The 13,579-nt window shown below is 65.1% G+C and carries 11 protein-coding genes and 1 pseudogene; all 12 read right to left on the reverse strand.

Features of this window, described 5'->3' with window-relative positions:
- Positions 1-19: 19 nt before the first annotated feature.
- The 12 genes and pseudogenes from AC4D2W_RS03185 to AC4D2W_RS03240 all read right to left on the reverse strand — a co-directional run bounded on the left by AC4D2W_RS03185 (position 20) and on the right by AC4D2W_RS03240 (position 13,514).
- Complete coding sequence (locus AC4D2W_RS03185) at positions 20-2,056, reverse strand: helix-turn-helix transcriptional regulator (RefSeq protein WP_490925458.1); 2,037 nt, start codon at positions 2,054-2,056, stop codon at positions 20-22.
- Positions 2,057-2,212: 156 nt separating this feature from the next.
- Positions 2,213-2,608, reverse strand: coding sequence for an FKBP-type peptidyl-prolyl cis-trans isomerase (locus AC4D2W_RS03190; RefSeq protein ID WP_400929249.1), 396 nt, complete (start codon positions 2,606-2,608; stop codon positions 2,213-2,215).
- Between the two features lie 32 nt (positions 2,609-2,640).
- On the reverse strand, positions 2,641-3,531 hold the full coding sequence (locus tag AC4D2W_RS03195) for an FKBP-type peptidyl-prolyl cis-trans isomerase (protein WP_490925459.1): 891 nt from the start codon (positions 3,529-3,531) through the stop codon (positions 2,641-2,643).
- Between the two features lie 162 nt (positions 3,532-3,693).
- Entirely contained in the window at positions 3,694-5,055 is a 1,362-nt protein-coding gene (gene pafA, locus AC4D2W_RS03200) for a Pup--protein ligase (protein WP_490925460.1), read from the reverse strand.
- Positions 5,055-5,840, reverse strand: coding sequence for a proteasome subunit alpha (gene prcA, locus AC4D2W_RS03205; protein WP_490925461.1), 786 nt, complete (start codon positions 5,838-5,840; stop codon positions 5,055-5,057). Before prcA ends, pafA begins: the two co-directional genes overlap by 1 nt.
- A gap of 2 nt (positions 5,841-5,842) precedes the next feature.
- A complete protein-coding gene (gene prcB, locus AC4D2W_RS03210; RefSeq protein ID WP_490925462.1) occupies positions 5,843-6,667 on the reverse strand; it encodes a proteasome subunit beta in 825 nt (274 codons plus the stop codon).
- 3 nt (positions 6,668-6,670) lie between these two features.
- Positions 6,671-6,874, reverse strand: coding sequence for a ubiquitin-like protein Pup (locus AC4D2W_RS03215; protein ID WP_490925463.1), 204 nt, complete (start codon positions 6,872-6,874; stop codon positions 6,671-6,673).
- A gap of 73 nt (positions 6,875-6,947) precedes the next feature.
- Positions 6,948-8,540 carry a depupylase/deamidase Dop gene (gene dop / locus AC4D2W_RS03220; protein ID WP_490926007.1) on the reverse strand — a complete coding sequence of 531 codons (1,593 nt, stop codon included), beginning with the start codon at positions 8,538-8,540 and terminating at the stop codon, positions 6,948-6,950.
- Between the two features lie 14 nt (positions 8,541-8,554).
- Positions 8,555-10,228 (reverse strand): annotated as a pseudogene (gene arc, locus AC4D2W_RS03225) (proteasome ATPase); the annotation flags it as partial.
- A gap of 216 nt (positions 10,229-10,444) precedes the next feature.
- Positions 10,445-11,512 carry a tRNA (adenine-N1)-methyltransferase gene (locus AC4D2W_RS03230; protein ID WP_490925464.1) on the reverse strand — a complete coding sequence of 356 codons (1,068 nt, stop codon included), beginning with the start codon at positions 11,510-11,512 and terminating at the stop codon, positions 10,445-10,447.
- 107 nt (positions 11,513-11,619) lie between these two features.
- Complete coding sequence (locus AC4D2W_RS03235) at positions 11,620-12,789, reverse strand: site-2 protease family protein (RefSeq protein WP_490925465.1); 1,170 nt, start codon at positions 12,787-12,789, stop codon at positions 11,620-11,622.
- Positions 12,786-13,514, reverse strand: coding sequence for an HAD family hydrolase (locus AC4D2W_RS03240; RefSeq protein ID WP_490925466.1), 729 nt, complete (start codon positions 13,512-13,514; stop codon positions 12,786-12,788). The genes AC4D2W_RS03235 and AC4D2W_RS03240 overlap by 4 nt, the downstream gene beginning before the upstream one ends.
- Positions 13,515-13,579 lie beyond the last annotated feature (65 nt).

The raw sequence follows: 13,579 nt of genomic DNA on the forward strand, positions 1-13,579 counted from the left end.
GGCACCCCCTCGCCGGAAATCAGCGGTCGGTCTGCCCGGCAGGATAGTTTGCCAGGGCCTCCCGCAGCCACGTCTGCGTTTCGCGCCGCAGCTCCTGCGGCTCGGCGACGGCCGCGCCGCCGCCCTGCCGCGCAATGAAGCCGGGAATCCAGCGCGTATTTCCCACGCGCAGTTCCACGGCGCTGCGTCCGCGCGGCAGATCAGCGCGGCGGACGGCGTCGTATGCTCCTTCCACCCAGCTGGCAGAGGGCTCAAGGATGAGCGTAACCAGGAGATCTTCATCTCCGGGGCGGAACAGGCCGGAAGGGAAGGCGGCATCGGGATCGGGGCCCTGCCACGAAGCGGGTCCGGAATCTGTGACGCCGTGGATCCGGTCCACCCGGAAGTTGCGCACCCCCTCGGAACGATGGCACCAGGCTTCCAGGTACCAGAGGTCGTTCACGGAAAAGATCCGGCGCGGATCCACCGTGCGGTCCGTTATTTCGTCGCGGCTCGGCACGAGGTACCGGAGGCTCAGCTGGCGGCGGCCGGCGATGGCACGCTGCAGCGTGTCCAGGACGCCGGCGGCGGCCGTGGGTTCCGCCAGTCTGGCGGCGACGGCGGTGCCCACCCGCCCCGCCTCCCCTGCCGCTTCGCTGAGCTTCTCCAGGGCGCTGGCCAGTGCCGGAGCAGTGCCCACGCCGGGGAGGGATGACAGGGTTTCCAGTCCCACAATCAGAGCCGCTGCCTCATCCATGCCCAGCCGCACCGGTTCGGAGAGGTCCTCGGCGTTATCGATGAAGATTTGGCCGTTTTCAAAATTCACGTCCATCAGGCCGTTGGGGTAGTGCCGCGGACCGCTCACGAAGAGCAGGTTCAGGTCATCGGCCAGCTGGGCGGGAGTCACCCCGAAGCGGCGGGCCGTCTGTTCAAGATCTGCTCCCTGGTTCCCCAGCACATACGGCACCAGGTCCAGCAGGCGGGTCAGGTGGCTCTGGGCAGCGGTGGAGCTGGCGGCAGGGGCGGGTCCGCGCGGAACGAGGGTGAATGCGGGCACCGGTTTGTCCTGTGCCGCCAGGGCCAGCCGGAGCAGGTCGGCGACGGCGGCGCGGAATTCGGGCGGGTGAACGGCCTCGGCACGGGAGCCCATTGCGGCTGTGTCCGCAGCAAGCGCGTCCAGATCCGGAACCGTGAGCGTTAATTCCTCCCAGCCAGGCTGCCCGGACGGTACCGGCGCTGCGTCGGCGCGCAGCCGCAGTTCCGCTGCCGCGCCTTCCCGCACGCGGACCACGGCCGTTACCGGGGCGAAGACCCGGTCCAGGGAGGCGAGGGAGGCATCAATGGTGAAGCCGGCGGGCACGTCGTAGCTGCCCTCGTCCAGGCTGACGGGTGTGGTCATGCGGGAGAGCCGGAAGAACCTCTCCGCGCCGCGGTCCGCATCCCATCCGACGACATACCAGTGGCCAAACCTGCTGCCCATCCCCCAAGGCTGCAGATGGCGCACCGTACTGCGCCGCCGTCGGGCCGGTTTTCCCGGGCCTGTTTCTTTAGCCGTTGAACGGCCTGCCGGACGGTAGCCAAAAGAGATGGGCGTACGGGTGGTGGTGGCTTTCCAGACCGTCTCAAAGTTGGGGTCATTGGTCCGGATCCGCGGCTGCAGCGCACTGGAGGCGGCGTCTTCGGCAGCCACGCCGCGTGCCTGCAGTTTGCGCAGAGCCCGCGCAGCGGCGGATCCGAGGGAGGCCTGCTCCCACATGCTGGCGGCCAGCGCCAGGACGGCGGACTCCTCCGGCGTAAACCGGACACCCGGCAGCCGGTACTGATCCGCCCGGATCCGGTAACGGCGGACCGTATTGTCCTGGTCGTAGAGGGTTTCCTCGCTGTAGGACTCCACCGGAATGCCCTGTTCCCGCAGGAAGGCCTTGTCCCGGTCAAAGAGCTTTTCCCGGGCAGCGGTCGACGGCGCCTCGCCGTAGAGCTCAATTTCTTCAAAGAGTTCGTGCTTCGTGAAACCCCTGCGGGTGGACAGCAGCGCGATCACGAGATTCAGGAGGCGTTCGGTTCTGTTGGCGGGCACGGAAGCCAATCTACCGCGCCTCGGAGGTACAAAACGGCCGAGGCGGAAGCCCTTTCTTTCCCGGAACACTAAAACGGGGCGCCGGAAGAAGCACAAAAAGGCGGGCCGTTCAGCTGCTGTGCAGCTGAACGGCCCGCCTTCTGCCGCGGATCCGGGTTAGCGGACGCCCAGCAGATCAACTACGAAGATGAGGGACTCACCGGGGGCAACAGCGGAACCTGCACCGCGGTCGCCGTATGCCATGTGAGCGGGGATCTCCAGCCGGCGGCGGCCGCCGACCTTCATGCCCAGCAGGCCCTGGTCCCAGCCCTGGATGACCTGGCCCACTCCGACTTTGAAGTCCAGCGGGGTGCCGCGGTTCCAGGATGCGTCAAACTCTTCACCCGTGGAGAAGGCAACTCCGACGTAGTGCGTGGAAACGGTGTCCCCGGCCTTGGCCTCGCGTCCGTCACCCACCACGATGTCTTCAATCAGGAGATCAGTGGGGGCCTCGTGATCCGGAAAGTCGATCTCCGGCTTCTGGCGGTCATATTCGCGCTTACCAAATGACATGGTTCTCCTAAATCAGTGGACTTTGTGCAATCTTACTTTGCGTCAAGAATGTCGACGACAAATACGAGCGTCTCGTTCTGCAGCTCATGTCCTTCAGTGGTGCCGTAAGCGGTTGCCGGCGGGGCAACAATCAGCACCTGGGAACCGACGGTCTTGCCCGCCAGTCCGTCAGTCCACGCAGGGATGACCTGGTCCAGTCCGAAGGAAGCGGCGGTGCCGCGGCTCCAGCTGGAGTCGAAGGTGGTTCCGTCAGACCACTTAACGCCCTCATACTGCACCGTGACGCTGTCATCGGCCTCGACGACCTTTCCGTCGCCCTTCTTGAGGTCCTGAACCACCAGTTCAGTGGGGGCCTCCGTCTTCGGAACGGTGATGGTCGGCTTGCCGTCGTCATCCAGCGTCACCGAGGGGGAACCTTCAACGGGGGCAACGTCGGAGCCCCAAGCGCGGGTGGGAACGTCCCGCACATCCGTGACGGTGAAGACAATGAACTGTCCGGCAGTGCCGGCTTCTTCATTGGCGGGAACGTAGAAGGCGAAGTCGGACCCTACGGGTGCACCCAGCAGGGCGCTGTACATCTGTTCGTTGCTCTGCTTGAGGGTGTCATCAACAACGAGGTCTTCGCCCTGCTCGGCGGTGTACGTCTCCTGGACGGTGTCGCCCTTTTCCGGGTCCACTGCAGCGAGGCGGATGGAGGCGGTCTGGCCCTCGGCCACTTCTTCGCCGTCGCCGTCGTTGATTCGCTCCAGGGTGGGCTCATCCGCTGTCAGCGGCTTGTCGAACTCAATGGTGGGGGCAGTTCCTTCCTCACCGCGTTCGATCTTGACCGAGGACAAAGGTCCGTTGTTGTCGTTGTCGGCGTCGCTGGAGCAGGCCGACAGGAAGACCAGGGCGGACAAACTTATGGCTAGTACTTTTCGCACACTACTTCTTTCAGTGGTGGACAGTCGGGTCCGCGCTATCCACCGGCGGAGCCGTCTAGGGCGCGGACGTTCCATACCAGCGTAGCGTTTCTGCCTGTGTGCCGCCTTAGCGCAGTTCAGGGCGCAGAAAGCCCGGGAACCGCCGGACCGCCGGCCATACCGCTAAAGGGTTGCCAAAAGGGCTTCGACCCGCTCATCCACTGCAGCAAAGGGATCCTTGCACAGGACCGTCTGCTGGGCGCGGTCATTGAGTTTCAGGTGCACCCAGTCCACAGTGAAGTCGCGGTTGGCGGCCTTGGCGCGGCGGACAAAATCTCCCCTGAGCTTGGCCCGTGTGCTCTGCGGCGGAACATCCACGGCCTCTTTGATGTCACTGTCCTCCACCAGCCGGGCCGTTTCTCCGCGGGACTGAAGCAGATAGAACAGTCCCCGGCGGCGGGAAATGTCGTGATAGGTCAAATCCAGCTGCGCCAGGCGCGGAGACGCCATGGCCAGTGAGTTCCTCTCCGCGTAGCGGTCCACCAGTTTCTTCTTGATGGCCCAGTCAATCTCGGTGTCGATGCCCGAGGTGTCTTGGGACTCAATCGCGGTGAGTGTGCGCTCCCAAAGGTCCAGCACCCGCGGAACGTGGCGGTTGTGGGCCCCGTTCGCGGAGACAAAGGCCTTGACCCGGTCCAGGTACACGCCCTGCAGCTCAAGTGCGGTCATGGTGGAGCCGTTGGCCAGCTTCAGCGGCATGGATCCGGTGAGGTCGTGGGAGATCTCACGGATGCTCCGGATGGGATTCTCCAGCCGCAGATCCCTGAGGATGGCTCCCGCTTCAATGACGCGGAGCATCAGGTCCACGGAGCCGACCTTGAGCATGGTGGTGGTCTCGGACATGTTGGAGTCACCGGCGATGACGTGCAGCCGGCGGTAGTGTTCGGCGTCGGCATGCGGCTCGTCGCGGGTGTTGATGATGGGACGCGAACGCGTGGTGGCGGAGGAGACGCCTTCCCAGATGTGGTCCGCGCGCTGGGAGAAGGCGTACAGGGATCCGGACTGGGTCTTCAGCACCTTGCCCGCGCCAACCAGCAGCTGCCGGGTCACGAGGAACGGAATGAGGATGTCCGCCAGGCGGGAGAATTCCAGTCGACGCGGAATGAGGTAGTTTTCGTGGCTCCCGTAGGAGTTGCCTGCCGAGTCGGTGTTGTTCTTGAACAGGTAGACGCTGCCGTTGAAGCCCTCCGCCCGCAGCCGGTCCTCCGCCTCGTCGATGAGGTCGTCCAGGATCAGTTCGCCGGCCCGGTCATGGGCCACCAGCTGGGCCAGGTCGTCGCATTCCGCCGTGGCGTACTCCGGATGGGAACCGACGTCGAGGTAGAGACGTGAACCGTTGGTCAGGAAAACGTTGGAAGAGCGCCCCCAGCTGACAACCTTGCGGAACAGGTAACGGGCCACTTCCTCGGGCGAAAGCGGCCGTGAATCGGGACCGGAGTAGGCAATTCCAAATTCTGTCTCGATACCGAAGATCCTGCGGTCCATCAGTCTCCCTCCGGGCTGGACAGCAAACGGTCCAGCTCCACCGTGTTGATTCGTCGGAACGCGCGCACCGTGCCGCGGGAAGACAGCGGGCTGCGGTCCAGGACTGCCACTTCAAGCAGTCCGGCTCCCAGCCGCTCCGGTTCCTCCCGGACGGTATCGCCGGCATTGCCGTAACCGTTGGAACCGCTGGAGCCGTTGGCACCTGCAGGGGTGCTGCGGGTGGCGGAGAGTGCGGCAACCGCCGTGCGGATGGCGTCGGGGAATCCGGTGTCCTGGTTCCAGGTCCGGGCCAGGGCTTCGTTGACCACGTCGGCTTGGCCTCCCATCACAACGTAATTGCTTTCATCGGCGATTGAACCGTCAAAAGTGAGCCGGTACAGGTGGTCGCCGTAGGGTTCTGCACCCACCTCGGCCACTGCCAGTTCCACCTCAAAGGGTTTTCCTTCGGTGGTAAACACCGAACCGAGGCTCTGCGCATAGACGCTGGCCAGTCCCCGGGCCGAGACGTCTTCGCGCGAGTATGAATATCCGCGGACATCGGCGTACCGGACTCCGGCCTGGCGCAGGCTCTCGAATTCGTTGTACTTCCCCACCGCCGCGAAGCCAATCCGGTCATAGATCTCGCCGAGCTTGTGCAGCGACGGCGAGGGGTTTTCCGCTACCAGCGCGATTCCCTCACGGCAGGTGAGCACCACCACGGAACGTCCGCGCGCTATGCCTTTCCGGGCGAAGTCCGCCCGGTCCTTCATGAGCTGTTCGGGAGATACGTAGAACTGCTGCGTCATAATCAGCCCTCCAGTCCGGCAGCGGAACGGCGGCTAACCAGTTCCTGGGCGAAGGTCTGCAGTTCTCGTTCCGGGATTTCGCGGTTGCCGGCACTGTTGACCACGTAGACCACCGGCCACAGCTGCCGCACCATGTCCGGTCCCCCGGTGGCGGAGTCGTCGTCGGCTGCGTCATAGAGCGCCTCCACGGCGACGGCCACTGCCTGTTCCTCGTCCAGGCCCGGCGTCCAGAGCTTCTTGAGCGCTCCGCGGGCAAATACGGATCCGGACCCGACGCTGTGGTGTTCGTATTCCTCGTAGCGGCCTCCGGTCACGTCATAGGAGAAAAGACGGCCGATGTGGCGTTCGGTGTCATACCCGGCAAAGAGCGGCACCACGGCCAGTCCCTGCAGGGCGAGCGGCAGGTTGGAACGCACCATTGCTGCAAGCCGGTTGGACTTGCCGTCCAGGCTCATGGGCGTTCCCTCGATCTTGTCGTAATGCTCCAGCTCCACCTGGAACAGCCGGATCATGTCCAGGGCCAGTCCGGCGGTGCCGGCGATGCCCACCACGGAATACCTGTCCGCCGGGAACACCTTCTTGATATGGCGGCTGGCAATCATGTTGCCCATGGTTGCCCGCCTGTCTCCGGCCATGAGGACGCCGCCCGCGTAGGTGAGGGCAACAATGGTGGTGGCCTGCGGGGCCGCGGCGGAGGCGGATCCCGCCGGAGCGGTCCCCAAGTGCCGGGCTGAGGGGAGAAGGCCGGGGTGGTAGCGGGCAAGATGATCGCTGAAGGACGGCGGAGCCGCCCCGTTAACCGCTGATGCGGGATCCCAATGGACCATCCGTTACTGTCCGCCCTTTTGGATGAATCCCCGGACAAATTCTTCGGCGTTGTTTTCCAGGACGCCGTCAATTTCATCCAGGAGGTCGTCCACGCCCTCCGTCTGGGCAGAGGCGCCGGCACCGGCATCGCTTTCGGGCGGAGGCGTCTGCTCCAGCTCCTCTTCTTCCTTGCGGGCTCCGGTATTGCTGCGGTCCTGGGTTGCCATGATGTCTGCCTTCCTTGGCCGGCGTTCGGCCCTGTGACGGGTCCTGACAGGTTGTGATCCGAACTGGTAGTGCCTATGGTGCCACGCTATGTTCGGGACCGGACAGGAGTCGAGTGACAAAGTCTTCTGCATCTTCGGATACAGCGAATAACTCTTCGGTCAGTGCCCGGGTTCCCTTCAGCGGCTCACGGGTGGGAATCCGCTGCAGGCGGCGGCGTGAGGGCAGTTCAAAGATGATCGAATCCCAGCTCGCCCCCACCACCTGGTGGGGGAAGCGGCTGACGCACTTGCCGCGGAAGTAGGCGCGGGTGTCGTCCGGAGGTTCGGTGACGGCCCGTGCTATCTGGGCGTCAGTCAAAATCCGCTCCATTTGGCCCCGTGCCGCCAGCCGGTAATAAAGCCCCTTCTCGGGGCGCATATCCGAATACTGCAGGTCCACCAGGTGAAGCCGGGCGTCGGACCAGGACAGGGAATCACGCTCCCGGTACGCCTGCATCAGCTTCAGCTTGGCAACCCAGTCCACGGAGGCGGCCGCTTCCAGCGGGTCGCGTTTGAGGGTCCCCACCAGGGAGGTCCAGCGGGTGAGGATGTCCTCTGTTTCCGCATCCGATCCCCGGCTCCGGCAGTGTTTCGCGGCGGCTTCCAGATAGATTTCCTGCAGGTCCAGCCCGGAGACCCTGCGGCCGTCCTTCAGTTCCACCAGCTGCTGCAGGCTCGGGTCGTGGCTGATGGCCTGCAGCGAACCCACGGGATCCCGCAGTTCCACCTCGGGGGCCGTCCCCTCCTCGATCATGGACAGCACAATGGAGGTGGTGCCCATCTTCAGCAGGGCCGACACCTCGCTGAGGTTTGCGTCCCCGATGATGACGTGCAGCCTGCGGTATTTTTCCGCCACTGCGTGGGGCTCGTCGCGCGTGTTGACGATGGGACGGCGGATGGTTGTCTCCAGCCCCACCTCAGCTTCAAAGAAGTCGGCACGCTGGCTCAGCTGGTAGCCCTGGCGCTGATTGTTGGTTCCGATCCCCACCCGCCCGGAGCCCACAATGACCTGCCGGCTGACGAAAAACGGAACCAGGCCCCGGACCAGGTCAGTGAACGGGACGCTGCGGGGCACCAGGTAATTCTCGTGGGATCCGTAGGAGGAACCCTTGCTGTCGGTGTTGTTCTTGTAGAGGTTTACCGGGGAAAAGCCCGGTGCCGCAGCAATGTGCCGGATGGCTGCCAGTACGACGGCGTCCCCGGCTTTGTCCCACAGCACGGCATCGCGCGGCGTGGTGACTTCCGGGGATGAGTACTCGGGATGGGCGTGGTCCACGTAGAGCCGGGCGCCGTTGGCAAGCACCATGTTCATCAGCACCGGATTGTCCGTGGTCTCTTCGCCGTAGAGGGCAGCAGGTCCTCCCCCCTCCATGGCGATCTGTTCCGCATCCAGCACCGGCGGCGCGTCCGTCAGCTGGGTCGGATCGGCTGCCGTGCGCGGCACGGCGAAGCCCCGGGCGTCATTCAGCGGGGCTTCGTCCGTGTAATCCCACCGGGTGCCGCCGAAGTTGCCCAGGCCGCTTCTCCTCGAGGCGGCATAGGCATTGACGATTTGGCTGGACAGGACGGTTGCGTTGGCTGCGGGCAGGCCGGGCGCGAGGACTCCGTATTCGGTCTCCGTGCCCATGACACGGCGCACGCTCACAGATACTGCCCGGGGTTGGCGGCTGTTTCGATGGTGCGTCCGGGTTCCTGTCCGGCTTTGCCCTGGACGATGGTGCGGATGTAGGTGATGCGCTCGCCTTTCTTGCCGGAAATGCGTGCCCAGTCATCCGGGTTGGTGGTGTTGGGCATGTCCTCGTGCTCGCGGAATTCATCCACCACCGCACGCATCAGGTGGTCAATGCGCAGGCCCCGCTGCTGCAGGGTGAGCAAATCCTTGATGGCGTACTTTTTGGCCCGGTCCACCACGTTCTGGATGACGGCGCCGGAGTTGAAGTCCTTGAAATAGAGCATCTCCGTGTCACCGTTGGCGTAGGTGACCTCCAGATACTCGTTGGACTTGTCCTCGGCGTACATCTTCTCGACCGTCCGGCGGATCATTTCCCGCACCGTCGTGTGCGGGTCGTAGCCGTTTTCGGCGAGGTCGTCCCGGTGCAGGGGCAGGTCGGGGGTGAGGTACTTGGCGAAGATCTCCGCCGCGCCCTCGGCATCCGGGCGCAGGATCTTGATTTTCACGTCCAGCCTGCCCGGGCGCAGGATTGCCGGGTCAATCATGTCCTCACGGTTGGAAGCACCGATGACAATGACGTTTTCCAGCTTTTCGACGCCGTCGATCTCGGAAAGCAGCTGCGGAACAATCGTGGTTTCCACGTCGGAGGAGATGCCCGTGCCGCGGGTGCGGAAGAGGGAATCCATCTCGTCGAAGAACACCACCACGGGGCTGCCGCCCGATGCCTTCTCCCGGGCGCGGGCGAAGATCAGACGGATGTGCCGCTCCGTCTCCCCCACATACTTGTCCAGCAGCTCGGGGCCTTTGATGTTCAGGAAGTAGCTGCGCGTGCCGAGGGAACCGGTCTGCTCCATGACGCGGGCCGCCAGCGAGTGGGCCACGGCCTTGGCGATGAGCGTCTTGCCGCAGCCGGGAGGGCCGTACAGCAGGATTCCCTTGGGCGCCTTGAGCCCGTGTTCCCGGTACAGGTCCGGGTGCAGGAAGGGCAGTTCCACAGCGTCCCGGATCTGCTCGATCTGGGGGCCGAGGCCGCCGATGTCGGAGTATGCGATGTCCGGAACTTCCTCGAGGACGAGGTTTTCCACTTCGCTGCGCGGAATCTTTTCCAGCGCGTAGCCAATGCGCGTGTCCACGGTGAGCGCGTCGCCCACCCGGACCTTCTCCGATTCCAGCGGACCGTTGAGCCGGACCACGCGCTCGTCGTCGGCCCGTCCGATGACCAGGCAGCGGTCGCTGCCCAGGAGCTCCTTGACAGTGAACAGTTCGCCGCTGCGCTCGAAACCGAGTGAGGCAACGGCCACCAGCGACTCGTTCAGGAGCACTTCCTGGCCCGCGACAATCTCCTGCATGTCCAGCAGCGGGCTGACGGAAACCCGCAGCTTCCGGCCGGACTGGATAATGTCCAGGCTGTCCTGGACCGCTGCCGTTGTTGTCCTGCCCCGGCTGGCCGGAACCCGGTGGTTCACGGAGATCACGGTGGCGAAGCTGAACGGCGTGGCGCCCTCTTTGTCGAGGGCGTCTTTCAGGCGGATGATCTCCGCCTTCGCCGTCTCCAGCATCGCCACCAGCCGGGCGTTGTTGTGGGTCAGTGCCGCCAGCTGCCGGTCCACGTTCCGCAGCTTGTCACGCAGCACGCTTACCTGGGGGGAATCCGCCCCCGGGGCAGTGGAGTCACGGAAGTATCCGCGCGTCTCCTCGGCCCCGGAATTGGAGGTGTTCTCTGCTTCAGACATGGTTGCGACCACCTTCACGTTGCGCAGGGTCTCTAGGTTTGACGATAACCCAGTGACACAGGCAACACACCGGTTGCAACCTCTTGTCTTTACCGGGCCGGCAAAGATTCACCAACCCGATTGCGGCTAGGGGTTTTCCGGCGTAACGTCCCGGTCCGCGTTGTACTTTTCAGCGTTTTCCAATGCCCCGCGCTGAACCTTGGAACTGGCGTCGCGGGCGGCCCGGCGGAGCTTGTGGGCGGACACTTCGCGCTCCCCCACAGCTGCCGGCGTCCAGGCGTTGAGGTCCTCTTCGCTGAAGTTTGTCTTGGATGCGCGGCGCTTGGGAACCAGTCCGGTGGCGCCTTCGGCCAGGCGCCGAGCGGTCAGGAGGAATCCAGTGTGGGCCACCATGCGGTGGTCCGGGCGCACGGCCAGGCCCTCGAGGTGCCAGCCGCGGACCATGGATTCCCAGCCGTCCGGCTCCGTAAAGCGGCCGTCGGCACGGATGGCTTCAGCAGTACGGGAGAGCTGGGTGACGGTGGCTACGTAGGAAATCCACACGCCTCCCGGTGCCAGAACAGTGGCGACGGCGTCGGTGCACTCCCAGGGGGCGAGCATGTCCAGGACCACCCGGTCCACGCTGCCGGGCTCTTCGGTGCGGACCACTTCTTCCTGGAAGTCTCCGATGCTGATGTTCCAAGCGGGGTGCGGACCGCCAAAGAAAGTCTCTACGTTGCCGCGGGCAATGTCAGCGAATTCTTCGCGGCGCTCAAAGGAATGCAGGGAGCCCTGATCTCCGACGGCACGCAGCAGCGAGATGCTCAGCGCGCCCGAGCCGACGCCGGCTTCGACCACGCGGGCGCCGGGGTAGATGTCCGCCATAGTGACAATCTGGCCGGCGTCCTTCGGGTAGACGACGGCCGCACCGCGGGGCATGGACAGCACAAAATCGGACAGCAGGGGACGGAGCACCTGATACTGCTGGCCCGTGGTGTTGGAGACGATCGTGCCCTCGGGCATGCCGATAATCGTGTCATGGGGCAGGAATCCGCGGTGGGTGTGGAAGGCGCCCCCCTCGGTCAGGGTGATGGTGCTGTGCCGGCCCTTTTCGTCGGTGAGCTGAACGCGCTCCCCCGGGCGCAGCGGCCCTCGGCGGTGTTCGGCTCCGTGGGGGGCGGGAGCTGCAGTCTGGCCCGGAGTCTCCGAGTTCATGGGTATTCCTTTGGATCGTGTGGTGCTGGTCTGAGTGGATGAAGCCGGCGCCCCGGACTGCGGTGTCTGCGGCGCGTGGGGAAAATCAGGGGAAAATCAGGGGCGGGTCACGGAGCGGCCGGCCGGCGCCGGGCCGGCTTGGCGGAGATGGCGTTCAGGACAGCATCCCGGGTCAGGATCCCCACCACGGCGCCGTTGCGGTCAATCACGGCGTACTCACTGCCCTGAAGTTTAGCGAGATACTCCACCAATTCTGAACCTGCAGCTTCGGCCGGGACGTAGGCTCCGGGCGCCAGCGCACGGGCGGCGGCGTCCACTGCGGTGGTATCGGCAAGGTGGTCCGGAACCAGCGCCAGGGCGCCCGAGTCCGCTATTGCCCACGGCTGGCCCGTGGGTGCGGTGATGACGAGGGCTGCGTCCGCATGCGTCCCCACCTGCTCCCGGGCGCGGGACACCGGTGAGCCGGAGGGGACGGAGACTGCCGGCCGCATGAGGGTACCGGCCTTGACCTCCGGGAGCCGGAGGCGGACGCGGGCGTTTTGGATGCTCGCCCCGGCCCCCATCCACAGGAATCCGGAGATCACAGCGGTGAGCAGCACCGTCTGCAGGTCAGGGGAACCTCCCCTGAGGTACGGGGGCACCAGGACGGCCGCTGCGAGGCCGACGGCGATGATGCGTCCGGCGTATCCGGCGGCTACGGTGCCCCGGTCCTGGGAGCCGGTGGCTTTCCAGACGGCGGATTCCACGATCCTGCCGCCGTCAAGCGGCAGCCCGGGCAGGATGTTGAAGATTGCCACCAACAGGTTGGCCCAGACGAAAATTTCCGCCAGCAGTGTTGCCACCGGGCTCAGCGGCAGCGCGGTCAGGAAGAGCCAGCCCGCTCCGGCGAGCACGAAGTTTGCCGCCGGTCCGGCCAGGGCCACCAGCAGGGAACGGCCCGGAGTGGATTGGACGTTGCCGAACTGCGTGTGTCCGCCCCAGAGCGTCAGCACGATTTTTGCCGTGGGCCAGCGGTACGCCCTGGCCAGCAGGGCGTGGGCCAGTTCGTGGACCAGAACGGAGACCAGGAGCAGGAGAGCGTAGCCCAGGGCGACGCCGTAGGCACCTGCACCGAGGTAAGGAAAGCTGCGGCGTACCAGCGGCCCGAAAACCACAATAATGAAGGCCGCAATGATGAACCATGAGTACGCCAGGTAGATGGGTACTCCGGCGATCCGTCCCAGGGGAATCCCGTCACGGGCCGGTGCCGGTGCCCCGGCGCCCGGGCCACCACTCAACGGGAGGCTCCGGCCGTCGCGCCGGAAACCAGGGACGCCAGATCTGCCGCGGTCCGTCCGCCCAGGGTGTCCCACTCATGCCGGCCGTCATCCGGAGGCAGCGGGAGGAAGTGCGGAACGCCGAGGGTAACCAGCCCGGCGGCCCGGGCCGACGTGACTCCGGGCAGGGAGTCCTCAATGGCAACCACACGGTCCTTCGACAGATCCGGAACCAGCCCGGAGAGCCGGTCGAAGGCCAGCTCGTAGGGTTCGGGGTGGGGCTTGCCCCGGCTGACCATGTCCCCGGTCACAACAAAGGAGAACGTTCCGGCGGGAAGCTGGCTGCAGACTTCGTTCGCGAGGATCGGTTCGGACATGGTGACCATGACGCAGGGAATGCCCTGTGCCTTGAGTTCGGACAGCAGTTCGCGGGCACCGGGCCGCCAGGGAACCTGTTTCCTGACCTTCACTGTTACTTCCCCGATGAGGCGGTCAATAATTTCCCGCACAGTCAGGGGTACGCCTGCATTCTGCAGCAGGCCGGCACCAAAGGTCAGCGCCTGGCCCACCATGGCCTCTGCATCCGAATCGGTCCAGGAACCCCCGTAGCTGTGGACCAGGTCCTTCTCCGCCTGGATCCAATAGGGTTCCGTGTCAACGATGGTTCCGTCCATATCCCACAGGACGGCTTGGAGCGGGCCGGATGCGGAAGAGAGCTGCAGGGCATTGGGGACAGAAGAAGACATGCCTCTCAGTCTACTGGGCGGCGGCGGCCGGGTTTGTTTTGCTCTTGGCGTAGGTCTCGGCGCAG

The organism is Arthrobacter sp. TJ-58, assembly GCF_058269295.1.

Coding starts and splice junctions, on each gene's coding strand:
- AC4D2W_RS03190 (WP_400929249.1), bottom strand. CDS start 2,608: ATGTCATTTGGTAAGCGCGAATATGACCGCCAGAAGCCGGAGATCGAC.
- pafA (WP_490925460.1), bottom strand. CDS start 5,055: ATGGACCGCAGGATCTTCGGTATCGAGACAGAATTTGGAATTGCCTAC.
- prcA (WP_490925461.1), bottom strand. CDS start 5,840: ATGACGCAGCAGTTCTACGTATCTCCCGAACAGCTCATGAAGGACCGG.
- prcB (WP_490925462.1), bottom strand. CDS start 6,667: ATGGTCCATTGGGATCCCGCATCAGCGGTTAACGGGGCGGCTCCGCCG.
- AC4D2W_RS03215 (WP_490925463.1), bottom strand. CDS start 6,874: ATGGCAACCCAGGACCGCAGCAATACCGGAGCCCGCAAGGAAGAAGAG.
- dop (WP_490926007.1), bottom strand. CDS start 8,540: ATGGGCACGGAGACCGAATACGGAGTCCTCGCGCCCGGCCTGCCCGCA.
- AC4D2W_RS03230 (WP_490925464.1), bottom strand. CDS start 11,512: ATGAACTCGGAGACTCCGGGCCAGACTGCAGCTCCCGCCCCCCACGGA.
- AC4D2W_RS03240 (WP_490925466.1), bottom strand. CDS start 13,514: ATGTCTTCTTCTGTCCCCAATGCCCTGCAGCTCTCTTCCGCATCCGGC.